Below are 24,845 nucleotides of genomic sequence, written 5' to 3'. Positions count from 1 at the left end.
GCCTCATCAGACCAAGCCAGGTAGAGGCAGACCTTCGCGATTATCTGGACGGCGTCGTTTGCGTGGCCGCTTTGCACACAACATAGGTTGTTGGCCGCTTTTCTCGAATCGACCCGTGGTAGCGCCTTCGGCGCCGGTCATTGCGCGAATTACGCGGTCTGATTGTGCGTGAGGCGATGGGTCATCAGCAGGACTTGTCCGTCCTGCCCGTATCGATGCACTTGGAATGCCATCACGTTCGTGGCGGCTCACGACCGGTCAGCGACGGGATCCGTGGTCGATCGTCGCCCCGAAAACGGGGCGAACTTTCGCGCACCGGGCCCCGCCACCTCGATGCGCTTGATGCATCATGGCACGAGGGGGCCTGCCACGCTACCACTTACTCACAACAGGACAGCTTGCTGCAAAAGCTCGAGCGCTTTCAATTCGTCCAATTGCCCCGTGCGTGCTTTACCGGCAAGCGTCTTGATCAATGCTTCCGCTATCGGTTCAATACCATGAAGATCGTCCAGGCTGGTCATGCAAGCGAAGGGGACCAGTACCGGGTTTGGCTGCGGTATGGCGGAGGCGGGGAGCGACTCAAGGGTTGCCGGTGTGGTTGCCGCGGCTTCCCCATTACTTTCTTCAAGTGAGTGACTGGCAAGATCGTCGGGGAAATCACTTGCATGATCTTGCGGGCTGACGACGATCGTCTCATTCTCTGCTGCAACATCCGCCGAAACAGGTGAGGGCCTTTCCAGATCGCCCAGGGCGCCCGCCCGCGCGCGCCCCGTGCGCGCCTTCGCATTGGCGAGCTTTCCTGGTACGCCATCATTTGCAGCGGCCGCAAGCGGCTCGTGTTGTTGAACCGATACGCGACCGCGCGAAGCAGGCATAAGCATACGCGACACCGACTCTGGGATCTCGGCCTCGGAGCGCGGCGTGTCCAACCAGCCAACTGGCAATCCCAACTGCTCCGTGAACCGGTTTGCTTCGACACTGTCCATGCGCTTCTTGCCATGTAGTCGATCGGCTATGTTGAATCCACTCATCTCCATGACCACGCCAAGTCTTACTTTCGATCCGTTGCGACTCGTGAGAACGTGGAGGTTAGCGCGTCGGATGTTCTCCACCTCAGCGCTGTCGCTCAAAGCCAGCGGGTGCTGTTGGGGTGTCTTAGGAGACGTCTTGTATTTCGAAGGCGAAGCTTTGAGCGGCGCGTGAGGTTTAGTCTTTCCGGCCATTTCGCTTCGACTATTCTTGACAGCTCTGGGTGACACGCCAGTTGCTTTCTTTGGCATTTGCGCTTCCTCGGACAAACTATCTTTAAGAAATGATTGCTGATCGACGTTCAGGGCAGAAGCCCGCGTGGTTGCTTCAGGCACGTTTGATTCGTCGTCCGTTTGAATGAAGTCGAGCGGTGACTTCAGACGAGTGATTGTCTCTGCCGCGAGTACGGGATTGGGCTGGTCAAAAAAGCCGTGCGGCAATCCAAGCGTGGTTTCCATGTGAAAGGCGGTCTCGGGCGTGAACCGCTCGCCCTTCATCAGTTCGGCCACGCGCGTCATGTTCGATTCAAGTGCTATCGCGATATTCTCCGCGCCCACCGCATCGACCAGAAACTGAAACGATCTTGTTTTGAAAATTGAGGCAGTCTGGGCGGGGTCTCGAGGAGGAGGCGCCTTCACATACGGTTGTCCCTGCCGGCTGGGCGGGGATTTTTTTTCGTGGCGAGGTTGGCGTTGGCCGCTGTCCCGGGATCCCGCATATCGCCCGCGGGCTTGACTCATAACGTAGGGCTCCATGCGATGTTGATACTCTGAATATCTTGATTATAGAGGCGACGTTGTCGTCTAATGCGTCAGTTGCTACATATGCGTCCTCCGCCACCGGCCTCCAGCGCCCAAAAGACCGTCCTCATGCTGTCACATTTCGACGTTAAGCTTTTTCGCCCCCGGTAGTAAGCCCACCGTTGTGGGTGGTCACCGGACGCCCGTCACCGGAACACCTGACGACGATCGTTTCTCTCTTTGCATCAGGAGCATCCCGTGCTGAGCGCCCACGAATTTGCAACATTGATGCTGGTCAAGGACTCCGCCGATCACATTGCCGATCGGGAAGAACTTGGAACATTGCTTGAACGCCAGCTTGTCGCACTGGAGCGACTTGCGGGCGGGGCAGTACGCCCTCGCATCACGGAGGACGGGGAGTCTCTTCTCCGTAACCTTGCTTTTATCAATTGATGAGAGAAAACCGTCGGGTGCCTGTCAGGATTTTCCACCCGCCCGACTCGCAGGCGGTACTGCCTCAACGCAGCGCTTCCAGGCGACGTTGGCAACGTTTGTCGTCTCCACCGCGTCGATAGCTCTGCATGGCCTTTGTGCGGTCCGGGCAACGCTCCTGTCTTCTGCGCCCCACACGCCTTCCCGGAAAAGACCGAGATTGTGTGCCGAGGCTTTATGCCCCAGTTCAATGGCCTGCTCCTAAAGGGAGCGCGCGCGGCTCACGTCCACCTGCATGCCTCTTCCGAGGCGCGCGCTATCGGCCAGCGCGGCGGCCATGCCGCGCAGACGACCTTCGGCGGTTTCATCCTCCCTCACATCCTCGAGAATCGCGTTACCTCTTCCCAGGTCTGGCTCCGCTCCAGTCGGGGTGTCGATGAACCCGTTCGACGAAATCGCCGTTGAAGAGGCGGTACATCTGAAGGAAGCCGGCGTGGCGACGGAAGTGGCCGCCGTGTCGGCGGGCGGTCGCCCAATGTCAGGAAACGCTGCGCACGGCGCTGGCGATCGGCGCGTACCGCGCGATTCTGATCGAATCGAATGAAGGCCTGCAGTCGCGAAGCTGCTGAAGGCGCTGGTCGACGAGGAGCAACCGCAACTGGTGAATCTCGGCAAGCAGGCCATCGACGACGATTCGAACCAGACGGGCCAGATGCCGGCTGCGCTGGCGAATCTGCCGCAGCCGACCTTCGCGTCGAAGGTTGTGGTGGCCGACGGCAAGGCGACGACGGTGTCGCGTGAAGTCGATGGCGACGCGGAAACGTTGTCGCTGAAGTTGCCCGTTATGTCGCAGTCCGGACGATAATATTGACTTCATCGCAACGGTGGCTGTTTTATCCCATCCATAAATTGGACGGTCTCGTAGTCACGCACGAGTTTTTCGAAACCGCGGACGACGTCGGCTTCCATCGCGTGAAGACCTTTTTCGCCTTGAAAGTTGGATCTGAAGGCTTGATTGAACCGGTTGTTCAAGTAGGAACTGACTTCCTCAATCTTTTCGGGACTCCCTGAGTTCGTGAAGAGAACTGACCTGGGTGAAGCAGCGTCATAGAAAAGGTTGGGCGGCCACTTGGGTACAAAGTTCGCGGGCCTCTCGTCGGTAATCCACATGGAACCGATAAGCTTAAGCTTCCCCTTCATCCCCTTAGGCGTTATGAACGTCCACACCTTGCGCGGCAGCCGCTCCTGAAGTTCAGCCAGCTTGCGAGTATCGGCGCCAAGTGTACCTATCCGCCCTTCGTTTACATCCGATACGAAGTCTTTCCAGTAGTAGAAGATGTCCAAATCTACTCCGTTCTCAAATTGACGATTTCGGGCCAACGTCGGGACGGTCGACTGGAGGCCGACGCCTGGCAATTGAGTTCCCAGAGGCGCCTCTAATCTTCGAATGACCGGCCCGGACCTGCAGACGGTGGAAGCGGCTCGCGACACCTGGTACCTCTACCGCTTGAACCGTATCCGGTCGAAGCCATCCGGGCGTACCTGAAGGAACATGAGATTGCACAACCGGTGCCCTACGCATCTTCCCGAAGTCAGTGACTTCGCGCGCCGACGGCTGAAGCCGATGCAGCGTCGCCCGAGTGCGCGGCGACACCCGTTAGAGCGAGCCGGTGTCAAGCAAACAGGCGAAGTCAGGCTTGCAGCATCAGGGTGGGGTGATAGCGCCACACCTTCGGGTCGGCGCTCAGCAGGGGCATCCCCTCGTGCAGCGCCTGGGCGATCATGAGGCGGTCGAACGGATCCGCGTGATCCGCATGGAAAGGAAGCATCGAGACTGCCTCCGTATGTTCACCCGTGATCGGCAGTTCGACGAAACCGGACAGGCGGAACGCCGAGCGGGCATCGCGCGGATGCACGCGCAGGTTGCCTTTCGCATGCTTGATGGCAATCTCCCAGATCGCGGCTGCGCTGACCAGCAACGTATTGGCCGGATCCTCGATCAGGCTGGCGGCCTGCGGTGACAGCTGTGGCGCACCTTCGGCGGCCCACAGCGCGATATGCGTATCGAGCAGCACTTTCACGGAGTGAGTCCCTGCTGCGCGCTTGCCTCGAAGTCGGCGGCGATCGCGTCATCAGCGGCGTTGAACGCCTCGACGGTGGCGGGCACGGCCAGGCCGGCCAGCAGGTGCCGCGCGGCGCCGATGCGCCGCGGCGCCGCGAACGGTAGCAGCCGCGCGACGGGCGTGCCGTTGCGGGCGATGATGACCTCGTTTTCCTGGCCGACCTCCAGCCGCTCGACCAGGCTTGACAGTTTCGACTTGGCGTCGTGCATGTTGATCGTGAGCATGGCACCACCGACGTATTAGCTAATCAATGTTAGCTAGTATGCAGGCATGGGCCGCCAAAGGCAAGCACCAGCATTACGGACAGGGCGCGGCATCGCACGGTTCAGTAGGCGTAATTTGACATAATTAAAGTTGTCATCGGTTTTCTTGTGGGAGCAAAGTAGTAGTGTCGTACCTGAGCAAAGTACAGATGTCGTACCCCAGGGATCTGTAGCGCATGCTGGTGCGGTTTTCCTGCCTGTGGAGACCGCCATGACGCGCACCGGGACGATCACGATGAGCATGCAGGAGCTTGACCGGCTGAAGGTCATTGAGGCGGTTGCCGAGGCGCGGCTGATGACCTGGCGCGCTGCTGAACGGCTGGGTTTGAGCCGACGCCAGGTCGAGCGGCTTGTGATCCGCTACCGCGACGAAGGCGCCGCTGGGCTCGTTTCGCAGCGGCGCGGCGTGCGCAGCAATCATCAGTTGCCGCAGACGGTGCTTGACCGGGCGCTCGGACTGATCCACGAGTGCTACGCGGATTTCGGGCCGACGCTCGCGTGCGAGAAGCTGCGTGAATGCCATGGGCTGGTGCTGTCGAAGGAAACCGTGCGGCACCTGATGACGGACGCGGGCCTGTGGGTGCCGCGCAAACAGCGACCGCCGAAGGTCTATCAGCCGCGTGCCCGACGCGCCTGTTTCGGCGAACTGGTGCAGATCGACGGCAGTGACCATCACTGGTTTGAGGAACGGGCACCGGCGTGCACGCTGCTGGTGTATGTCGACGATGCCACCAGCCGGATCATGGCGCTGCACTTCACAGCGACCGAGTCGACTTTCAGCTACTTTGAGGCGACGCGCGCGTATCTCGAAAGGCATGGCAAGCCGGTGGCGTTCTACAGCGACCGCGCCAGCGTGTTCCATGTCAAGAAGCGCGCGGAGACGGCGGGCAAAGGCGTCACGCAGTTCGGCCGCGCGATGTACGAGCTGAACATCGACGCGTTCTGCGCCAACAGCAGCCCCGCCAAGGGGCGTGTCGAACGGGCTCACCTGACGCTGCAGGACCGCCTCGTGAAGGAACTGCGTTTGCGCGATATCAGCACCATCGAAGCCGCGAACGCTTATGCCTGCGCCTTCATGGCCGCTTATAACGCGCGTTTCGCGAAGCTGCCTAGAAGCACGTACGATGCGCACCGGCCGCTGCGCGCCGACGAGAATCTCGACACGATCCTGACGTGGCGGGTCCAGCGCAAGGTGTCGGATGCGCTGACGCTGCTGAACGATCGCGTGATCTGGCTGCTCGACGATACGCCGGCGACCCGCAGGCTGATCGGCCGCTACATCGACGTGTGGGAGTATCCGGACGGGCGCCTTGAGATCCGCGCGGACGGCGTCGTGCTGCCCTGTGTGCCGTACGACAAGCTCGCGGAGATTGATCAGGGTGCCGTGATCGAGCACAAGCGCCTCGGTCATGCGCTGCAGGTCGCGCAAGCCCTGCAGGCGCAGCGCGACAACCGCCGGATCTCGGGCTCGCCATCACGTACGAATCGTGGTGCGGCGGTACGCAAACCCAAACCCTCACCCGGCACGAAGAAGCAACGCGCATTCACCCGAGCCGACCTGAACCAGGCAATCGTGCAGATCGCACAGCAGTCGAAGACGCCTTCAACACCTGGCCAACGGTCTGCACGCACTCGCTGAACGGACTGACACGCCCTGCCCGTTCAAGGCTGTCCTTCGACACTACGTGGATTCAAACCGTTAAAGACAGACTCAAACCCGACATCAAGACTACGACATCTGTATTTAGCCAGCCCTGCGACATTTCTATCTGGCCTCGACATTTCTTTTCTTTTCTGTAGGAATGCTTGGCATAGCTGGGGATGTTTTTTAAACCGGGGTCCCATCCGAACCATACGAGTCAGCACGTAGGGAGAGGCCGCCGGAGTTGCCCGGGGCGTAGCGGCGATAACCGCGCCTTATCACGGCAAAAGCCTCAGCCTGCGCGCCTCATGCGGGAGAGGGAACGGCGGCGGTCGGCAAATCGGCCTTATGGAAAGCTTCGCATAAGGCAGAGATTTTTTTGGTTGGCGGTCGCGGCAACCAGCGCATCGCCATGTCGTCGGACCTGATCCGCAACCGGTAATCAAAAAAATGTTTGTGCTAAACCGCTCTACAGGCGGTGGCCGCTATGGGCGTTGAATGACCGCCGCGGTAATTTGTGATCTCGTGCAGGGGCGATCACACACGCACTTCCGGAGAGAGTGGGAAGCATCACGTGTAAAGGAAGCGGGAATGTGCGCGTGAACAGGCAAATCACCCGCCCTATTGGAGTGCGCTGGTGCGCCAGCAGATCGAAGGCACGAGTGCGGCCGCGTTGGCCTCGTCAGGAAAGGCGAACGTGTACGGAAACAGGTGCGGTGGCAACTAGCGCGCATGGTTGGGAACTGGCGGGGCCCGTGGAAGGCTGCCGGGCATGTCTTCGATGTGGAGCATGTGTCCCTTGCCACATACGGGGCAGTCGCGTAGTGACTTGCCGGTGGTCGCTGGTAGCGGTCACGGGAGTCTTCCCCCGGGCTCGGCTGCGGCAGCGGCGGGTGCTTCGACGCCGAGTAGCTGCCTGCAGATGGCGAGCTTGTCGGCACGGTGGCGGTTGGCGAGCCACCCGTAGCTGCGAGTGCGCTTGAAGCCGTCAGGCAGCACATGCAGCAGGAAGCGACGGATGAACTCGTCGGCCGTGAGCGTCATGGTCCTTTGTCTGGACGGGTGCCGGTAGTCCTTCCAGCGGAACTGCACGGTGTGCCCGTCGAAAGCGAGCAGCCGGTTGTTGGAGATGGCGACTCGGTGGGTGTAGCGGCCCAGGTAATCGAGCACGTGTTCGGCACCGCCAAAGGGTGGCTTGGCGTAGACCACCCACTCCGCCCGTGCTGCGGGTGCAAGCCAGGCTGCGAATTCGACGGGATCGCTCAGGGATTCGAACTGACCGTAAGCGATGACTTCGAGGCTTCGATGGGCCACTAATCTAGCCTTGACATCCCGACGATTAGGTGCGCGGCTTTTCTTTGCCTTTTGATCGATCGGGCGCTAATTTTGTATGTGACCAACCAATGGAAAAACCGAGAGCCGTCGCCTTGCACTGCGTTGTTGGGTGGCTTTAACATGCAGGAAAGAATGAAGGTGTGGCTTGCTCGAGGGTAAAGCTACGGCGCGGCTTGTTTTTGCTGTTTCGCTCGTGCGGCGAGACTAGGTAAAGGCTGAGACTCCAAAGCGCCGAAAGGTGAATTTCGTAAAATGTCCTAGATTTCAACCGTGGAACCGGATGAACCTGAGGACCATCATAGGTGTCAAGGGTGATGAGACCGAGCTCAGTTTCAACGATGGCCTACGCGTTCGTTCCGGTGCACGCTTACGATTCTTCGCCTGGTTGTTACGTGCAGTTGCCTCGTGTTCGAAATGCCCCTTCGATGCTGTCTCGCGAAGACTGTCTAGGCTATCTTCGTGCGAGACTATGGCTAAAGGCCGCCCGGATATTGGCGGATGGAAACAGTACTGCCGTTATAGCCCGGATGGTTGAGCGACCAGGCGTCCTATTCGATAGTGGCAGGCGTCGCTGGGAGCGGTTCGAGAAGATGATTCGGTCACAACGGTTGAATAAATCGAGCAGCCGCATCATTCGTTCATGCAAGCAAGACCTTTCCAATCGCAGGCGATTCGTCGATTTCTTGTTGGATGACACTGCGTTGACGTGGCAATGGGCGGCATCTGCGGATTATAGTTTATCGGAAATGGAAGCTTGTCGGACGGAGTTGGAGCAAAACTACATGCCAATTCATCCTTTGTTCGAGTCAGTCCTCGAGGACAAAAGTGAACGATTTCTGGATAACCTATTTCGATATCCCGGTGAGGAAGGATATAAACTGATCAATATGCTGATGTATTGTCTTTGTAGGGCGCAATCTTTGGGCGACATTTTTGAGTATGCATTCACATATGCATTGATAATGAGCGTCGCGCGGTTTAATCGGCAGGTGACCATTGCGATAATGCGCGATGGTAATGAAGGGTCTGTTCGGAAGGGTTGGCGATCGTTTGGTTCATTTTTTAGCAAATCCGATTATACAGTCGGGTTCCACTTATGGCTTGCCTTTTGGCAAGAGTTTGGTCGTTTCGTGCAAGATTGGTATTCGAGAATCCGCCTCGTTAACAATTCGCCGCGTGATCGGGGCTGCCTTGCCGATCGGTTGTACGAAAGCTACTTAATGTCCAACGTGCTGTTTCTACGCTCTTCTGCGCGCGTCGTTCATCAGCAAATGATAAGCTAATCCCCTGTTCTTTGAGTTGCTTCGCCACCTTTCTTCTTGATGGATACGTGCCACTGTTTTTCAGGGCGAGATACAGTCTCTCATATGCTTGATCCTTGGCGTCTTGCCTCGCCTGAGCAATTCGCTGCGTATGAAGACGACCAGCGGTAACCAGCGCTTTGTTTTGCTCTGGAAAGTTATCTCGAAGAAATCTCGGTGATACATCGAAGTGGCTCGCCGCGTCCTTAGCATTCGAGTCCGGATTATCTTTCATGAAGGCCGAGAGGGAGGCCAGTATTTTTTTGCGCGGCATCTGATAACCGGACCGTCGCGCGAGGCCAAATAAGCCACGGGGAAATTCGCTCCCATGATGTAGTCGCGGACTATCCGTATATCCCGAGATTACGTCTGATATAGAGCAATTGAAGGCGTAAGCAATTCGAGTCACGCATGACAGGCTAGCCAAAATTCCGCCGTGCATCCAACCGTGAACTTGCGATTTGGAAAGTCCAAGGTGGCCTGCAAGAGCGGCAGAATTTCCGTCAAACAGGTGGTTCGCGACGTGATTTAGAAAAGTGGCTGTCAGCGATATCTTTTGTGGTTCAATTTCCAGGTCATCAATCAATTCAGATACCATCTGGGCAACGTCTACCTCGTACTTGGAAGCCAGGTCGCTAGTAAAGTTCGCAAGACTACTGCCATCAATTCGTGATATGCCTGGAACCGTGAACGGAAAGGGGCGCCGCCCTTTGAATTGCGGTTCGAGAATCAGTCGACGTTCGTGTACTGGGCATGCGGTAACACAACGTATCGCCCATAGGAGTCGGTCATATTTGTCACGTCCAGCCCTTTCGTCCTCTGCGTAGCATGCGGGACAGAATCGGTTTGCGGACTCGATGAGTTGATACGACGACACGAGATTTCTGAAAGACGATAACGTCAATGACTGCAGGTTGGTGCGAGAGGTGAGCTGATTCAATAGATCAACCCAGCGAGAAGAGCTCGCGCCCATCCCGCATAGATTGAGACGGTAGCACTTATCTGCGATGAAATCCGCCGAGACCAGTGTCGGAATGCCCATCGGAGGAACTATCACGTGAAATGCAAGGGAACGGGGCAGTAGCGCTTGCGCATTCGAAGTCCGTCTGAAAAGACTGACGATGTGCTCGCGCGTTGCTCCGTTAAAGCCATACGGCGTGACGCCAAATAACTTTGAGCGCGACAGGGAACACACTGGCCAGCCTTCCGGCGATTGTGAGTCTGGGGGCACTTGCTTGATCACGGGGTCTCCTATTGCACCGGTGCGCCCGCACTACTGTCGTGCAGTGCTATATGACAAGCGCCAGAGTTACTCATGACCTAAAATGGATAATGGACGCACGAGAATTCACGTTCTTCGTTATATGGCGAAAGAATGTAAAGCTTGATGAATTTACGAGGGCCCTCGGGGCATCCCTTTTCGCGAGCTTCCGTTCTCCGCAAGTCTGGTCTCCTTTTCTGTCGCACGGGAAACGACGCGATATAGTGCTTGAACAGCCCGAGGATCAGCTAGTCCTATTTGCGGTTCGAGGAGGAGGGTAACGCGAAGGATATGCTTGGGATATCTGGCATCTGCGTGATCAAGGATAAGGGCTGGCTCGGCTACGTTGCCCACTGCATCCGCTGCTAGTGCGATGCGATGAGGAAGATTCGGGCAAAAGCTGACGTGTTGAAGGATTGACCCAATAACACGCGATGAGAGAGACTTTGGCAAACGACGTAGACTTTCATCGAACCCAAGGAAGTATGTCCACCACGTATTAAGTACTAGACGTAAGTTGGTGAAGTCAGAAACGAGTTCTGCAAGTGCATCGTTGCTTTCAAAGAGGCGATGCCGTGGCGCGTCCAGGACTGGGCCGTTTTTTTTGTCGAACTGTACAGCGTTAGGATGTAACACGCCGTCAAAATTGAGAAAGAGCAGCATGTTTTTAACGCTCCTACTCGAATCGCTCTTGAAGCATAACCGGTTGCTTTGGCAATAGAAGGCGCCGTGTAAGCTCTGACCAATTGCTCATTCGTATAAACGTTTGCCAGCGTCCAACTCCGTCTAAGGGGTCTAGGCGGAAGGGTTTGGGCTATTTGGATGCCTCTGTCGCATGCACACTTAGGGTGGGGGGCATCGCTAATTTGGGGTTTAAGTCGCATATATGAGATTATAGAGACGTATTTGGGAGAGGCAAGGAATAATCCGCCTTTTTGGTGGGGTAGGGCGGATGGACTGGTATCTGGTGGCGAGAAATGTGCTTCGTGCTGAGCTTGTTCGGCACGGGGTCAGCTATCGGCAGCTGGCGCTCTTACTTGCGGGCCTCGGAGTTCGCGAGACCGAGCGGTCCATCGCTAACAAGCTATCTCGCGGTAGCTTTAGCTTCGCGTTTTACCTGCAATGCATGAGGGCGTTGGGACGAACGGATTTCCGTATAGACCTCACGGAAGTACCCTAACCTAACCTTAATTTGCTGGTGCGCGGCCTTCGTCGCCTTTCTGGCAAACACCGCGTCTGGCGCGCTCCAGACAGCCATCGCCCGTGCAGTCCGTAACCGAAGCCACGGTCCGGCCGTGATCGCGTTGATTCTTGGCCCGCATCCCATTCGTAATACTGTAGTCGTTAAAAGGTTAGGTTGTTGCGACTTGCATATCTCGCATATGCGACTATAGTGTCGTTTATGGGATAGTGATTTGTCGGCCAAGCTGGCCGGTAAGTCATTCGGCTAGGGTATGGAGAAAGCGATGACGACGCCTGCAGAACGGACGCGCTCGGTGCATGGAACCAGACAGTTACTCGCGATACTTGCTAGTCACACCGGCCAGTTTGACCATCGCCTTGTCCGCACCCTGGCCATTCAACTCTTGCGACATTATCCGTCAGACGCTGACATTACACTCTCGAGCAGTTCACTTCCGGTACTGTGGGGAACGCTGGGCGGGGATTGGAGTAGCCCTCAAGCATCGATTTCTCGAGCGGACGAGTTGAACGCGAAGAAAATGAGTCGTAGCGCCCGACATTCCCCAGGTCGCTGATGTCGGTGCCCGAAGAATTGATGATAGGCGGTGATGTCGTCATGACTTTTGGCGGCCGCCTAGCCGTGATCTCAGACGATTGCTTTGGCGGACGCAGCGCGGTCGAACTGCTTGCGCAGGCAGAGCGCCGTGGGAGATGCGCATCCTGCATCACTGGCAATATGGTTTGTGTAGATGAGGCGAGTGCAAGCCGTATCCGGTGATGAACGTTAGCGGCGCTTTCAGGGCTCGTGCAGGAGAGGAGCCTCGACGGCATTCCTGTGACCGAGTTGACGTCGTCGCACCGGCCGGGCCCTTCCTAGTCGGGCAGCAGGTGGCGAGGCGCTACCAGTGGTGCGCGTCGCGTGACAAGGTGAGAGGTGCGGGCCGAGATGACCGATAACCGCTCTCCCTGCGCGATGGTCTGGCATGTTCCCTCCGGGGAGCGCAGCAGCTGGAACAACCGCTATTTCATCGGCACCGAGTTCACCGGTTTCGAAAGCTGCGAACTCGTCAGCGTCGCCATCGTGGGCGAGAACGCGTGCGAGTTCTACGGCGAGCGCACTGACTACGATGCGGCGCTGTGCAGTGATTTTGTGCCCGCCGGGGTGCTGCCGCGACTCGGCCGCTTTCAGAGGGCACCAATCCCGAACAGGACAGCGAGGGCGAGCGGCTGGTGACGGTGACCCGGTTCACGACGATGGCGGGGCGCACGTTCTCGGTGCGGTACGCTTTTGCGACGCGCGCTGCACGCTGCGCGCGGCAGGGGGCTCTGGCGCACACCACGTAAGGACAGAGGGAGGTGTGGGCTGACATGACCGATACCAACTTTCACGGCTCGCTAGTCTGGCCGGTACTGACCGAGTCCCGCAGCAGCTGGAATAACCGTTACTTCCTCGACACCGAGTTCACTGATTTCGAGCGCTGCCAACTCATCAGCCTCGCCATCGTCGGCGAAAACGGCTGTGAGTTCTACGGCGAGCGCAGCGACTACGATGCGGCGCTATGCAGCGAGTTCGTCCGCGCGATGGTGCTGCCTCAGTTCGGTCGCTTCGAGAGGCGTGCCATGCCGTTTGATCGGTTGCGCGAGGCGCTCTATGCTTGGGTTGCCGACATTCCAGCCACGTCCGGGCCAGTGCTCTGCTGCGACTACGAAACGGACCTGGACCTCCTGCGGTTCCTCCTTGATGGTCCACTGCCACGCGGCTGGGCGCTCGAGAACATCGCTGGCCGGCATGAGTCCCGGCGGCGTGCAGCGTACTTCGCGCTGTATGGCGGTGAGCACCATGCTTTGCACGATGCGCGGGCGAATGCATACGCCTTTGCCGGCTGAGCGCGGCGCTGTGAATGCGGCGGCGGGGGTGACCACCCATCCTTCATGATGAGTCAGCAGGTACCAGGAATGAAGACGGTGCGATGCGACGGCGGCGCGTCGTGGTGCTCCTCGGAACTCTCGAACGAGCAACTTATTGCGGCGACTGTCAAGGAGAGGAAAGGCCGATGCTTCGAGTGACCATTGAGTTGCTGCCCGGTGGGCGGGAATGCGATAAGCGAGTCATCGCAACGGCAAACATTGCGCGGCTGGGCGACGGCGCGCTCTCGGACTATAAAGTGGTCTTGAAGGAAACGCCATTCGGTGTGGTCGGGGAGCCTGCTTTTGTGTACAAGTATCCGCGATGGTCGAGCAGTGTGTGGGATCTTACCTCGCGTTGCATTGCTGCAGCCCTGACTCAGGGCCGTGAAGAACTGCCACCGCGACCTGTGCAATTGGAGGTGAAGGTCCGCACCAACGATGCGGGCCATCGTTACGTGCGGCTAGATGAGATTCCAGAGCCAACCCGAACATTCTTCGACCAGAGTCTGGCCGGTTCGGCCATTCCCGATCACGGCCGCGCCTATGCGCACGACTGGTTCAACTTTCTTTGCGGGAAACGCTGATGCCGGAGAAGCGAGGCGCACGAGGCGCGCCGGTCTGACCTGCGTGCAGCACTGGTTCTCGTCAACATGACGTGGGCCGATCCGCTCGCTGACGATCGACGAACTTGTTGTCGGTGCCAGCGCACAACAGGGCCGACAGTGTGCGGACCATGTCATTCAGGTGTCCAGCGGCGTCTCGGTCTCGGACAAGGGGCGCAGGGCTAGAGGACCGAAGCATGGTCCAGTGGATGTGGCCGTCTAAGGAGGCTTTACATGGAGCGACGGCCGGCGTGCGCGAACCGGACACAGCGGCAAGGGCGCTTGTCAGCGAAAGGCCGGCCTCGGTGCTGTAGGCAGCCAGACAGGCTGTATTTGTATTCGAAGCGAGCGACTGGCTGACCGAGTATGCGCTGCTCCACTTCGAGCAGATCGTCGGCGGTTACCGACTGCGTGCCGAACGTGTGGCGCAGGGCTGGGACAACGTGCACGCGAGCGGCACCCGCCTAGCCCTGCGAAACACCGGCAGTGTTCACACCGTCAATTCTGACAGAGGGAGGTTCCGCATGGTCATGCTGAATGAACGTCGTCGCCGCTTGAAAACCATGCGGACCGTGTTCGACCAGGGCGAATGGCTGACCGCAGAGCAGATCAACGCGCGGCAAAAGCGGCCGCCTGCCAACCGATCTCAGCCAGCAAGCGATTGGAAGCGGCGTGGCCGCGTCTACAGCGTGACGTTCGACGGCCGGGCGTATTTTGCGGCCTACCAGTTCGACACGGCTTGCCAGCCACTGCCCGTCATCCGAGAGATTCTCGCGGCGCTCGGGCCTGTCGCCGAAACCGGCAAGATCGCGGCATGGTTTCACTTCCCGAACGGGTGGATCAGTGCCGAACTGACACAGGCGGTTGCGCCAAAGGATGCGCTAGATCGGCCCCTGGAAGTCATTGGGGCGGCCAGACGTAACATTGGGAGCTATGTCGGATGAGAGTCGTGATGCGCAATGCAGGTCAAGCGTACCCCTATGATCATCCGCCAAGCTGCGGCAGGTCCTAGAATGGCGTTGCCACCGGGTCCGGCGTCCATGCCGCTGGTTCTGGACAACCCCCCACCGACGCTGTTCGCCGACTTCGATGGAACATTGCACGTCGACACACCGTATCTCGATGATTGCGGCGAAGTCCGAGCGCCCCTTGCCGGAATTCGCCCCGCTGTTCGAGGAACTGCTCGCCGGGTACTCGAAGGTCGAAATCGTGCTCACTACATCGTGGCTTCAGAAATGCCAGAGCAGAAGGTGATCGACACTATACCGTCAGCTCTGCGTCATCGGGTTGCCGGAACAACGGGCGACATCAAGTCGCGCTGGAGCTACCCTGCTCGCCGGCATCGAACGAACCGATGTCATCATCCGCTATGCGGCCGCCAAACTCCTGAAGCACTGGCTGGCGATTGACGATGCGGTGTTCGGCATTGAGCGATTCGACTCGTGTGACCCGGGCGAAGTTGTCGAACACTTCGGCCTGCTCGACCCGGCTACCGGCATCAACGATCGCGACGTGCTTCGCGCGTCGCGAAGTGGCTCGCCGACGTTCACGTGTAGACCCTGGATGGCACGGTTTGTTCACCTATCGGCCCGGCGGCACAGGATGATCCCGCCGCCAGCGCATAAGGGCGGCCGGATCCTCTATCTCGATCTTGATGGCGTGTTGCATCCGGAAGACGTTTGGCGAAGACGGGGGAGCTGGCCCGGTCGTTGTCTCGCCACCCGGCCACGCGGTTCTCGAACATGCGGACCTGCTGGCCAGCATGCTCGATCCCTACCCGGACGTGCGGATTGTGCTTTCGACCAGCTGGGTTATCGTCTACCGCAGCGTTCTCAAGGTCGCACACCGGCTGCCGGCTGGGCTCCGCGCGCGCGTTGTCGGCGCAACGTTCCACGGCGAGATGGACGTGTCGCGCTTCAGGGAAATGCCCCGCGGCCGCCAAGTCTGCGCGGACATTGTCCGGCGCAGACCGGTCGCGTGGCTCGCACTCGACGACAACGGGGATGGTTGGCTAAGCTGGGCACGGGAACATCTGGTGCTCACGGATCCTGTCCTCGGCATCGCTTCGCCACAGGCCTTGGCCCGGCTGAAGGCGGAACTAGCCGGAATGGCGACTCACGCGGCTCACTAGGACCCTTCGTGTTGATGCCGGTCGAGGACGCCCGCAACGATCTGCATGGATCTGGGTACGATGGATCCGAGGCCGCAATGACGGGAGAACATCTTGTGGTAGCCCCAAAACGTTGGACAGTCGAGATTCAGGACGCACCGGATGGCAGCGGCGACACAATGCTTGAACTGCCTGACGCGCTCTGGGCGGAACTTGAGGCCCAAGGCTGGCAGGTTGACGATGTAATTGAAATCGACGTGTCCGGGCCCGGCCGCGCGACGATCCGAAACCAGTATGCCGAATGTCGCCGGCTTTCCGTGCCTGGAAAAGACGGATGCCCTGTGTGAGAATTAGGCGTTTGCCGCTACGAATCCAAAGATGGACAGGCACAGATGCATGACGAGCTGCAGAAATCCTGCGTGACCGCTATCCGCTCATTTTCCCTGTTGCGCGCCCGGATCGCGAGCCGCACGTTGCTTCATCGTTCTGGGGATTTGAATGGGGGGATGAGCAGTTCGTCGGCGGGTATATCGTTCTGCGCGGCGCGGCCGTACTGAGCACGAGGCAGGCACGGGAGGTCGGGCAGTGGACGCTTGATCCGCTTTGCGAGATCCGGGTGGGGGCGACCGAGTACGAACATGGCGGCGAGGGCAAGCAACTGCGCACGGTGACGAGGTTCACGACCGTGGCGGGGCGAACCTTCTCGGTGCCGTACGCCTTGGCGACACAGCCTGCGCGCGGCAGGCGGCTCTGGCGGGCGAAAGCGTCAGGCACTCCGGCCAGTTGCTGAGCGGCGCTGGCAATGGACGCGCAGATGGGCGTGGCGTCGCGCCTGCCCTGGCAGTCGATGGACGTGCTGCCGCGCTGGCGCGGGGGTCGCTTTTCATGGCCCGGAACAACGTCCCTGGTTCCGCGAACAGTAGCGCGCGCCTAGATTCTTCCACTCGAGCGGCATTGCGTGTCGCAAACTGCTGAAGAGTGTCCAGCAACCCCCGCTCCGACTCAGCGTTCACAATCGTTGCTTTCTTGTACGTCCGAACGAGCATCTCGATTTCCGCACCGCTTGCTCCCTCTGTAAACCATGCGATCAGGCGAAGATGACTTTCAGGCGGTGTCAGGGGAGTCATGAAAGTGCGTGCTATTTCCATTCGCACCGGAAAATCCGGCTTTGGAATTTCTAACTGAACCTCAAAGCGTCGCCAGACAGTTCCCGGCGGCCCGAACAGTAGAATCGTGGCGCCTTTCTCAAGCCACGAATCACCGGTGGCCAGCGCCATCACATGCGCCTTTGAGACCATAGGCACAACACCGAAGTCGAAGGTGGCGAGCGTCTTGGTCGGATCCAGATGTGACTCGGCACGATGACGTTCGATTCTCCGTTTGGCGCGCTCGGCAAGTTCATGTTCGAGCAATGCACCGAGTAACCGCGACGCCTGCCAGCTTTCCTTGTCCGAGCGTTCAGCGAAGTCCGGCCACAACCGGCCGATCGTTGGCAGGCGCAGTTCGTTGAGCATAAGTGCGATACGGCCAGCATCGTAGGCGGCGTTCATGCGAGCACCTCCTCATTGTTAGCGCCGATGTAAAAATGACCCTGGCGCCGAAGTAAACCTGACCCACTTGGGAGATGATGGCGGCTTTTGCCGCCGATGCTGACTCAGGAGCAAGCAGTGGAAATCAAGGTATTGGCCCGGCGCGGGACAGCGGTGCGTGAGATAGCGAGGCAAACAGGTTTATCGCGCAACACCGTGCGACGCTATCTGAGGAACGAGCAGGCAAGCCGTTATAGCCAGCGTGAGCCGCGAGCAACGAAGCTCGACCCGTTCAAGGTCTATCTGCTGGAGCGCGTCGCCGCCGCGCGGCCGCACTGGATTCCGGCAACGGTTCTGCTACGCGAATTGCAGGAGGCGGGATACGAAGGTGGCATCAGTCAGCTCAAGGCGTTTCTGGTGCCCCACAAGCGTTCTGAAGCCGAGCCAGTGGTGCGCTTCGAGACCGCGCCCGGCAAGCAGATGCAAGCCGATTTCACGGTTATCCGGCGAGGACGCGAGCCATTGCTCGCGCTGGTCGCGACGATGGGTTACAGCCGCGCGAGCTTCGCGCGGTTCACCGCGCGTGAGGATGCCGCGACACTGTGCGAATGCCTACGTGAGGCGCTCGTCTACTTCGGCGGCACACCGGAGCATGTGCTGTTCGACAACGCGAAGTCAGTGGTCATCGAGCGCGATGCATTCGGCGTTGGCGAGCATCGCTGGAACCCACAGCTGCTTGCGCTGGCTGAGACTTACGGCTTCACGCCGAAGGTGTGTCGCCCGTATCGCGCCAAGACCAAGGGCAAGGTCGAACGGTTCAACCGCTATCTGAAGGAGAGCTTCGTTGTGCCGCTTGCCGCGACGCTCAGGTCATCGGGCTTGAGGCTGGATGTAGAGGCCGCCAACGCGCATATCGGTCGATGGCTGGCGGAGGTTGCCAACACGCGCCGTCATGCGACGACGGGCGAGCGGCCGGCAGTGAGGCTTGCTGCCGAGCAGGCGGCGCTTCTGCCGTTGCCGGCGCAGGCACCTGCGCTTGCTGTGCCGGACAACCGTCGCGTGCTGCCGCGTGAGAGCCTGCAGCATCCGCTGGCGGTATACGACGCGTTGCTGGAGGTCGCAGCATGAATCTGCAACATGAACGGATTGCCGGACTGTGTGCACAGCTGAAGCTGGACTGCATCGCCACCGACTGGGCGCCGCTCGCACAACGCACTGCGACGACCGATTCGAGTATGGCCGATTTCCTTGAACAGCTTCTGCAAGCGGAGCTCGGTGCGCGCGAGCAGCGCAAGCGTCAGGTGCTAACGAAGCTGGCGGCGCTGCCCGGCATCAAGACGCTGGAGCAATACGACTTCAGCTTCGCCAGCGGCGCACCGCGTGCTCAGATTCAGGAGCTGGCGAGTCTGGCGTTCATTGAGCGGGCCGAGAATGTCGTGCTGCTCGGGCCATCCGGGGTCGGCAAGACACACATTGCGACCTCGCTTGCGTACCGCGCGGCGCAGGCGGGCATCAAGACGCGGTTCATCACAGCCGCCGACCTGATGATGCAACTGGCCGCCGCCCGGCAGCAGAACCGCTTGCGGGAATTCTTCAATCGCGCGGTGATAGGACCGAGGCTGCTCGTCATCGATGAAATCGGCTATTTGCCATTCGGGCGCGAGGAGGCAAACCTCTTCTTCAATGTCGTCGCTAAACGCTACGAACGCGGCTCAATCGTGTTGACCAGCAACCTGCCGTTCACGCAGTGGGCGACAGCCTTCGCCGACGACCAGACGCTGACAGCGGCGATGCTCGACAGGCTTCTACATCACGCCCATATCGTACAAATCGGCGGTGAAAGCTATCGATTGAAGGACAAGAGAAAGGCGGGACAAACAAGCGCGCGGGCAAACACGAAAGTAGCCGCGTGATACAGGACCCAGGTGGGTCAGATTTACTTCGGCGAAACCACGAAACGTGGGTCAGGTTTCAGTCGGCGTTGACACCTCATCGAGCAACGTGTCGTAAAGCGCGGCGGACGGCACCTCGACGACAACCACCGGACACTCGGCCTGGCGCGGCGCGACCTCATTGTCAGCCGTGGAACGGGCATTGCGAAATCCTGAGCTTCGTCTCAACCAGAGAGTCAGCCAGGGCTGAGGACATTCGCCAATGAATTGCGGAGGACCGTAGATGGCCGACTCCAGTCCACGATGCTCACTGCCCACGCTGCGCAGCAGGAAGAGGGGTGGTGTTCTTCCAAGTAGACGAGCGCAACCTCTTTTGGCACCGAGGCTGACTCGATGGCCCCGGGCTCGCCGCACGTCACATCATTCCGCTGTTGCTGCCAGTACTGCCAGTGCCGGAAGAAGGTGCGGACGTCGCTGTAAGCGGATGGGCGAGACCCGCCGCGGACAGCAGCGAGACGGCGGCCTGATCGGGCATGCCATTGGCGTCGAGAGCCCCTGCTGCCGCTAGCGCGCCCAGGTCGCTGTGGACACCTATCTGGCCAACTGTAAAGGATGTCGTTAGAAACGCCGGTGCCGTCAGCGTGACCGCATAGCGCTGCTGTAGATTCGTGACGACTGCCGATTGCGCAGCCTGCACGTCGGCCTGGTTTGCCAGCACCTCCTGGAACTGTGAGTTGGTCGGGAAGCCCGCTATCAGACCGCTCTCGCTCGTGCCGAGTTGCGAAGCGATGTAGACAAACATCAGTTCGGTCTCTGGCGTCGTATTGAAGGTGCCGCCGGCAAATGCCACCGAATGCAGGCCAATGCCACCAGAGGTCACGGTGAGGATGCAGGGAGGCGCGGCATTGAACATAATCGCGTAGTGTCCACCGCCGTCGGACAGGGTGGAGCCCGAGCCCTGCGCACAACTGAAGGTGACCGTCGCGCTGGCGACCGCACTACCGGTGGCGGCCGTGCCGGATATAGCGACGGTTGGCGTCACGTTTCCGCCACCGCAACTGTCGAGGCCGATACAGGCGTTTCCGCCGCAAGCGGCGAGCGTTGCGAGGGAAGCCACGCAAATTGCAGCCAGCGCCGGACGAACGAAACACGCGTAGTGAGTGTTCATGCTTGCCTGCCGTTGATAGATCGGGATGGGGCAATCGGTTCCACGGAACGGACCAATGCTACGTACAATTTTAGCGCCCCATGCCTGGAGACCGTTCTACACGTCAATCACATTCGCCGGTGTTATCAACTGCTGAACGGTGGCTCGTCGGCTCGCCGACAGGCGAAGGTCGACCCACATGCGACGGTGGGCCCAGCAGCACATATTCGGCAGCTTCCAACTACAGCGGCCATTCCCTCCTGCTAGTCGCTCGGCGGGTCATCTTAAGGTTTGTTCGACGCCTGCCCATGTCCGCGGGCCCGCAAGCACGAGATAGCGCATGCGGGCAGGCGTTGGACAAACCTGAAGGGAGGAAACCGCGGAGTATTCCGATGCGCTTGAGGTTGCGAAGGCTATGGGGATTGATAGCCCGCAATGGTCAGGGACGTTGCTCGATGAGCGGTCGAACTGATTGGCGGATGGGCCGTGACGGGGTGACGAAGCGGTGCAGTGGCGCAATCGTGATGGCGGATCGGAGGTGTGAGGGAGCGCAGGGAACGACAGGCGCAAACGTCCGCTCGCGGGCCGCGTTGCCGCAGAGCCGACGATCGGGTTGCTGGTCCAGGAACAGGAGCGCTCATGTCTCGCCCCGGCGCGTGGGTGGTGCGCGAATCGGTGCGGTCCGCGCCAGGATGTCGATGATGATCATCGGGGCGCCGCAGTGCCGGCAGATGAAGGCCGGCCGAGTTTCAATGGGAGTCTCTTTGGGTGATGCGTCGACCTCCGCCGCGACGTGCAGCAGTGCACGCACCTTCGCGAGATTGGCGCGGCGCACCGGGTTCGCAAGCAGTCCATAGTGACGGATGCGATGGAAACCGCCGGGCAGCACATGCAGCAGGAAGCGACGCATGAACTCGCCGGCCTCCAGGGTCATGGTCTTGTGGCGGGTGCGCCCTTTCGCACGATAGTCTTTCCAGCGGAACGTCACGCCGCGTTCATCGAATGCGAGCAGGCGCTGGCTGGAGATCGCGACGCGATGTGTATAGCGTGAGAGGTAGGCGAGTACCGCTTCGGGTCCCGCAAAGGGACGCTTGGCATAGACGACCCATTCGCAGGCACGCAGTGGCGCAAGCCACCGGGCAAAGACAGCCGGGTCGGCGAGTCCGGCATACTCGCCGAAGAACTGCAACCGGCCACACCGGTGTGCCTGCGCAAGCGCTTCGAGGAAGCACCTGCGGAACAGGCGTGAGAGCACGCGCACCGGCAGGAAGAAGCCGGGCCGGCAGGCGATCCAGCGCTCGCCATCGGGCGACAGGCCGCCGCCGGGGACGATCCCGTGTACGTGCGGATGATGCGTGAGCGCCGAGCCCCAGGTGTGCAGCACGAGCGTCGCGCCGATCTGGGCGCCGAGGTGCTTCGGATCGGCGGCAATGGTGCGAAGCGTTTCGGCGGCGATATCGAACAGCAGCCCGTAGATGACGGCCTTGTTGGTCCAGGCGATTGCGCCGATCGGCGCGGGGAGCGTGAAGACGACGTGGTAGTACCCAACCGGAAGCAGATCGGCCTGGCGTGCCTCGAGCCAGCGATGTGCGGCACTGCCCTGGCACTTCGGGCAATGACGGTTGCGGCACGTAATGGAGTGCACTCCATTACGTGCCGGAATCGCCACTGTCCCAGGTGCCAGTCGCTTGCCCGCGCACAATGGCTCGACGACCGTCAGGCCGATCTGCTGCCGGTACCGTACTTTCACGTGGTGTTCACGGTCCCGCAAGAGATCGCGGCGATCGCCTACCAGAACAAGGCAGTGGTCTACGACATCCTGTTCCAGGCCACCGCCGAAACACTGCAGACCATCGCTGCTGATCCCAAACACCTCGGCGCTGACATCGGCTTGATCGCGATCCTCCATACCTGGGGCCAGAATCTGCTGCACCATCCACACCTGCACTGCGTGGTGCCAGGCGGCGGTCTCGCGCCGGACCACTCACGCTGGATTGCCTGCCGTCCTGGTTTCTTCCTGCCGGTGCGCGTGCTATCACGCCTGTTCCGGCGTCTGTTCCTCGAGCGATTGCGGCGTGCCTTTGAGACCGGGCGCCTGCGGTTCTTCAACGCCCTCGCGTCCCTGCAGCACGGGAAGGCGTTCGCCCGTTATCTGGATGGCCCGCGACGCGCGGAATGGGTGGTGTACGCAAAGGAACCGTTCGGCGGCCCGCAGCAGGTACTCGACTACCTGGGGCGTTACACGCATCGGGTCGCCATCTCGAACAATCGCCTGATCGACATGGCCGATGGACACGTCACGTTCCGCTGGAAAGACTACCGCCATGAATCCGCCCAGCGCGTGATGCAGCTCGACGCGCCGGAGTTCATCCGCCGCTTCCTGCTTCACGTGCTGCCGCGCGGACTGCAGCGTATCCGTCACTACGGGTTCCTCAGCAACCGGCGCCGCGAAACTGGACTCGCCGAATGCCGACGCCTGCTCAAGGTCATACCGCCGCGCGCGACTGCCGCTGATGAGCTTAGCCACGACTATCGTGACCGCTACGCCAGACTCACCGGTCGGTCCCTGCGTGACTGTCCAGCGTGTGCGCGCGGACACATGGTATGCATCGAACTCATCCCGCATCACGCCCGACCGCGGGCACCTCCCGCTGGTGTGCCGTGACGCCCGCGCCTTCACTCTCCGCGCACCAACCCGGACAACCGGTCGCCCGGTTGCGGCAGCGCTTTGGCCGCGCCGCGGCCGTCGCGGCGCCACCGCCAACAACGCACCGCCCGTCACAATCACACCAGCGCTCTCGCATAATTCACGCGCAGCAACGGACCGTCTTCCACGGCCCATCCCGCACCGCCATCTGCAACATCGCGGTCACCACCCTGATTCAATGCCCATAGCTGCCAGCGCAAGCGGAGCGGTTTCGCTCAAAGAATTTTTAGCGAAGCGGACGCGGATTTCGTGCCGTGCCTGCGATCATCCCGGCGTGCCGCTTCCGCTTCGCTAAAAATCCTCTGCCTTATGCGAAGCTTTCCATAAGGCCGACGACTTGCCCGTCAGTTCACGCCTGATGCACAACACCTTTGACCGATAATGGTCCGCGAGCGAAAGCAGGGAATGAGCGCTCTGGTAGATGCAGTTGAGACTGCGTGCGCTCGATCGGAGCGAAGATATTGGCGCGACGGTGGTACAGAGTTAGGCCAACTGCCACCGAAGTCCTTGCCGTAGTGAATTGACGTTGCTTTGCCGCATAAAGGGACAGACCGTCGAGAATTTAAGTGTCTGCCTGTCAAGGCGACACGAATTGGTTGGACATGGAGCGGACGGGTGCGAAATCGGGCGGTTCGACCCGTGAAAAACGACACGAATTGGTTGTCAAACCGCGACATTAATTGCTGAACTCCACACTTCCGAAAACGTCCTCTAGGCGGCTGATTTTAAAGCGGTTTATGGGTAACGGCGTGCTTGCTGATTCCGGTAAGGTCCCACACAATTTACACACGAAGTATGGGTAGGAAGATGGGTAAGTGGGTAGGAGGGAATCATGTCAGGACGACAGTTGCACCGGCTCAGCGCACTGCGGATCGCAAAGGAGGTGGCCCCGGGCCATTACGCCGACGGCGGTGGTCTCTACATGCAGATCGCGGACAGTGGCGCGCGTTTGTGGGTGTTCCGGTTCAGGCTTGACGGCCGCCTGAGGGAGATGGGCCTCGGTCCGGTTTCGCGAGTCTCGCTTGGCGAGGCGAGGAAACTGGCCGCCAGCTACCGCGAGATGGTCAGGGACCAGATTGATCCCACCCTCGCGCGGCGCGAGCAGCAGCGCCGACAGTTGCTCGATATCTCGGCGGATGCCAACGTGACGTTCCGTGAGGCAGCCGAAGCGTTCATCTGCGCGCGGGAGCCCGAGTGGCGAAACCGCAAGCATGTCCAACAGTGGGGTCATACGCTCAAGAGGTACGCATACCCGGTGATCGGCGAGGTCCGGGTGCGCGATATCGACACCGCGATGATCGTGCGGATTCTCCAGCCGATCTGGACGAAAAAGGCGGAAACCGCGCGCCGGGTGCGCGGCCGTATCAAGGCCATCCTCGACGCCGAGACTATCATGGGCCACCGCACCGGCAGCAACCCGGCACGGTCGGCTCGCCGACAGGCGAAGGTCGACCCTGAACCGACGTTCGACATGGCGAGCCATCTACGGCTCTTCCCCAAGGTAGAGCAGACGTTCACGGTGTACGAGTCAAGCACGCTTGGCCAAGGCTGCTATTTGCGTTGTCGCTCGTCAGGAGCGACTGGATGACCTGACGATCATCCAGCGCCAATGCATCAGAATGTGGAACTGCCGAAGGTACTA

22 protein-coding genes and 4 pseudogenes are annotated in these 24,845 nt (G+C 60.0%); 15 read left to right on the top strand and 11 right to left on the bottom strand.

Translation table 11 applies throughout. The features are described from left to right. Positions 1-383 precede the first annotated feature (383 nt). The gene (locus tag OKW27_RS19605; RefSeq protein ID WP_429334497.1) at positions 384-1,769 is read right to left on the bottom strand and encodes a hypothetical protein; all 1,386 of its coding nucleotides are present in this window, start codon (positions 1,767-1,769) and stop codon (positions 384-386) included. 258 nt (positions 1,770-2,027) lie between these two features. Between OKW27_RS19605 and OKW27_RS19600 the strand changes: the two genes are divergently transcribed. Together OKW27_RS19600 and OKW27_RS19595 are read left to right on the top strand one after the other, a co-directional pair. Further along, positions 2,028-2,222 carry a hypothetical protein gene (locus tag OKW27_RS19600; RefSeq protein ID WP_429289665.1) on the top strand — a complete coding sequence of 65 codons (195 nt, stop codon included), beginning with the start codon at positions 2,028-2,030 and terminating at the stop codon, positions 2,220-2,222. A 415-nt stretch (positions 2,223-2,637) separates the two neighbouring features. Next, positions 2,638-3,048, top strand: a pseudogene (locus OKW27_RS19595) (electron transfer flavoprotein subunit beta/FixA family protein); the annotation flags it as partial. 26 nt (positions 3,049-3,074) lie between these two features. Here OKW27_RS19595 and OKW27_RS19590 read toward each other — a convergent pair. The 3 genes from OKW27_RS19590 to OKW27_RS19580 all read right to left on the bottom strand — a co-directional run bounded on the left by OKW27_RS19590 (position 3,075) and on the right by OKW27_RS19580 (position 4,548). After that, entirely contained in the window at positions 3,075-3,545 is a 471-nt protein-coding gene (locus tag OKW27_RS19590; protein ID WP_429334496.1) for a hypothetical protein, read from the bottom strand. Between the two features lie 347 nt (positions 3,546-3,892). Continuing rightward, on the bottom strand, positions 3,893-4,282 hold the full coding sequence (locus OKW27_RS19585; protein WP_132460036.1) for a type II toxin-antitoxin system VapC family toxin: 390 nt from the start codon (positions 4,280-4,282) through the stop codon (positions 3,893-3,895). Beyond that, positions 4,279-4,548 carry a type II toxin-antitoxin system Phd/YefM family antitoxin gene (locus tag OKW27_RS19580; protein ID WP_090812518.1) on the bottom strand — a complete coding sequence of 90 codons (270 nt, stop codon included), beginning with the start codon at positions 4,546-4,548 and terminating at the stop codon, positions 4,279-4,281. The genes OKW27_RS19585 and OKW27_RS19580 overlap by 4 nt, the downstream gene beginning before the upstream one ends. A gap of 250 nt (positions 4,549-4,798) precedes the next feature. On the opposite strand from OKW27_RS19580, the gene OKW27_RS19575 reads away from it, so the two are divergent. Continuing rightward, on the top strand, positions 4,799-6,226 hold the full coding sequence (locus OKW27_RS19575) for an ISNCY family transposase (protein WP_429332122.1): 1,428 nt from the start codon (positions 4,799-4,801) through the stop codon (positions 6,224-6,226). Positions 6,227-6,952: 726 nt separating this feature from the next. Here OKW27_RS19575 and OKW27_RS19570 read toward each other — a convergent pair. From OKW27_RS19570 to OKW27_RS19560, 3 genes and pseudogenes are all read right to left on the bottom strand, one after another. Next, a pseudogene (locus OKW27_RS19570) lies at positions 6,953-7,525 on the bottom strand (IS91 family transposase); the annotation flags it as partial. 1,200 nt (positions 7,526-8,725) lie between these two features. After that, positions 8,726-10,108: a TniQ family protein gene (locus OKW27_RS19565; protein ID WP_429334495.1), complete on the bottom strand. Its 1,383-nt coding sequence runs from the start codon at positions 10,106-10,108 to the stop codon at positions 8,726-8,728. Positions 10,109-10,258: 150 nt separating this feature from the next. Beyond that, the gene (locus OKW27_RS19560) at positions 10,259-10,789 is read right to left on the bottom strand and encodes an HAD domain-containing protein (RefSeq protein ID WP_429334494.1); all 531 of its coding nucleotides are present in this window, start codon (positions 10,787-10,789) and stop codon (positions 10,259-10,261) included. A gap of 289 nt (positions 10,790-11,078) precedes the next feature. Here OKW27_RS19560 and OKW27_RS19555 point away from each other — a divergent pair, with 289 nt between their 5' ends. From OKW27_RS19555 to OKW27_RS19530, 6 genes are all read left to right on the top strand, one after another. Then, the gene (locus OKW27_RS19555; protein ID WP_429334493.1) at positions 11,079-11,306 is read left to right on the top strand and encodes a DUF6471 domain-containing protein; all 228 of its coding nucleotides are present in this window, start codon (positions 11,079-11,081) and stop codon (positions 11,304-11,306) included. A 274-nt stretch (positions 11,307-11,580) separates the two neighbouring features. Next, positions 11,581-11,883, top strand: a complete 303-nt coding sequence (locus tag OKW27_RS19550) for a BPSL0761 family protein (RefSeq protein WP_429334492.1) — start codon at positions 11,581-11,583, stop codon at positions 11,881-11,883. 371 nt (positions 11,884-12,254) lie between these two features. Continuing rightward, on the top strand, positions 12,255-12,542 hold the full coding sequence (locus tag OKW27_RS19545) for a hypothetical protein (protein ID WP_429334491.1): 288 nt from the start codon (positions 12,255-12,257) through the stop codon (positions 12,540-12,542). Between the two features lie 134 nt (positions 12,543-12,676). Continuing rightward, a complete protein-coding gene (locus tag OKW27_RS19540; protein ID WP_429334490.1) occupies positions 12,677-13,195 on the top strand; it encodes a hypothetical protein in 519 nt (172 codons plus the stop codon). 167 nt (positions 13,196-13,362) lie between these two features. Next, entirely contained in the window at positions 13,363-13,800 is a 438-nt protein-coding gene (locus tag OKW27_RS19535) for a hypothetical protein (protein ID WP_429334489.1), read from the top strand. A 542-nt stretch (positions 13,801-14,342) separates the two neighbouring features. Then, positions 14,343-14,762 (top strand): hypothetical protein, encoded by a 420-nt coding sequence (locus OKW27_RS19530; protein ID WP_429334488.1) that lies wholly within the window; start codon positions 14,343-14,345, stop codon positions 14,760-14,762. A 364-nt stretch (positions 14,763-15,126) separates the two neighbouring features. On the opposite strand, the gene OKW27_RS19525 is transcribed toward OKW27_RS19530, so the two are convergent. Then, positions 15,127-15,288, bottom strand: coding sequence for a hypothetical protein (locus OKW27_RS19525; RefSeq protein ID WP_429334487.1), 162 nt, complete (start codon positions 15,286-15,288; stop codon positions 15,127-15,129). A gap of 292 nt (positions 15,289-15,580) precedes the next feature. On the opposite strand from OKW27_RS19525, the gene OKW27_RS19520 reads away from it, so the two are divergent. Beyond that, positions 15,581-15,949 carry an HAD domain-containing protein gene (locus tag OKW27_RS19520; protein ID WP_429334486.1) on the top strand — a complete coding sequence of 123 codons (369 nt, stop codon included), beginning with the start codon at positions 15,581-15,583 and terminating at the stop codon, positions 15,947-15,949. 8 nt (positions 15,950-15,957) lie between these two features. Next, on the top strand, positions 15,958-16,275 hold the full coding sequence (locus tag OKW27_RS19515) for a hypothetical protein (protein ID WP_429334485.1): 318 nt from the start codon (positions 15,958-15,960) through the stop codon (positions 16,273-16,275). A 330-nt stretch (positions 16,276-16,605) separates the two neighbouring features. On the opposite strand, the gene OKW27_RS19510 is transcribed toward OKW27_RS19515, so the two are convergent. Then, a complete protein-coding gene (locus OKW27_RS19510) occupies positions 16,606-17,478 on the bottom strand; it encodes an ATP-binding protein (protein WP_429334484.1) in 873 nt (290 codons plus the stop codon). Positions 17,479-17,574: 96 nt separating this feature from the next. On the opposite strand from OKW27_RS19510, the gene istA reads away from it, so the two are divergent. Both istA and istB read left to right on the top strand, forming a co-directional pair. Next, positions 17,575-18,585: an IS21 family transposase gene (gene istA, locus OKW27_RS19505; protein ID WP_429334483.1), complete on the top strand. Its 1,011-nt coding sequence runs from the start codon at positions 17,575-17,577 to the stop codon at positions 18,583-18,585. Then, on the top strand, positions 18,582-19,370 hold the full coding sequence (gene istB / locus OKW27_RS19500) for an IS21-like element helper ATPase IstB (RefSeq protein ID WP_429334482.1): 789 nt from the start codon (positions 18,582-18,584) through the stop codon (positions 19,368-19,370). The genes istA and istB overlap by 4 nt, the downstream gene beginning before the upstream one ends. 394 nt (positions 19,371-19,764) lie before the next feature. Here istB and OKW27_RS19495 read toward each other — a convergent pair whose 3' ends face one another. Together OKW27_RS19495 and OKW27_RS19490 are read right to left on the bottom strand one after the other, a co-directional pair. Next, positions 19,765-20,517 carry a hypothetical protein gene (locus OKW27_RS19495; RefSeq protein ID WP_429334481.1) on the bottom strand — a complete coding sequence of 251 codons (753 nt, stop codon included), beginning with the start codon at positions 20,515-20,517 and terminating at the stop codon, positions 19,765-19,767. Positions 20,518-21,133: 616 nt separating this feature from the next. Then, positions 21,134-22,141, bottom strand: a pseudogene (locus OKW27_RS19490) (IS91 family transposase); the annotation flags it as partial. A 6-nt stretch (positions 22,142-22,147) separates the two neighbouring features. On the opposite strand from OKW27_RS19490, the pseudogene OKW27_RS19485 reads away from it, so the two are divergent. Next, a pseudogene (locus tag OKW27_RS19485) lies at positions 22,148-23,161 on the top strand (IS91 family transposase); the annotation flags it as partial. An 874-nt stretch (positions 23,162-24,035) separates the two neighbouring features. Continuing rightward, the gene (locus tag OKW27_RS19480; RefSeq protein ID WP_429334480.1) at positions 24,036-24,791 is read left to right on the top strand and encodes a tyrosine-type recombinase/integrase; all 756 of its coding nucleotides are present in this window, start codon (positions 24,036-24,038) and stop codon (positions 24,789-24,791) included. Positions 24,792-24,845 lie beyond the last annotated feature (54 nt).

The sequence above is a fragment of the Paraburkholderia sp. 35.1 genome (genome assembly GCF_050436525.1).
GTDB classification, from domain to species: domain Bacteria; phylum Pseudomonadota; class Gammaproteobacteria; order Burkholderiales; family Burkholderiaceae; genus Paraburkholderia; species Paraburkholderia tuberum.
The sequence above is the reverse complement of the archived record's forward strand: the minus strand, read 5'-3'. Positions and strand labels throughout refer to the sequence as shown.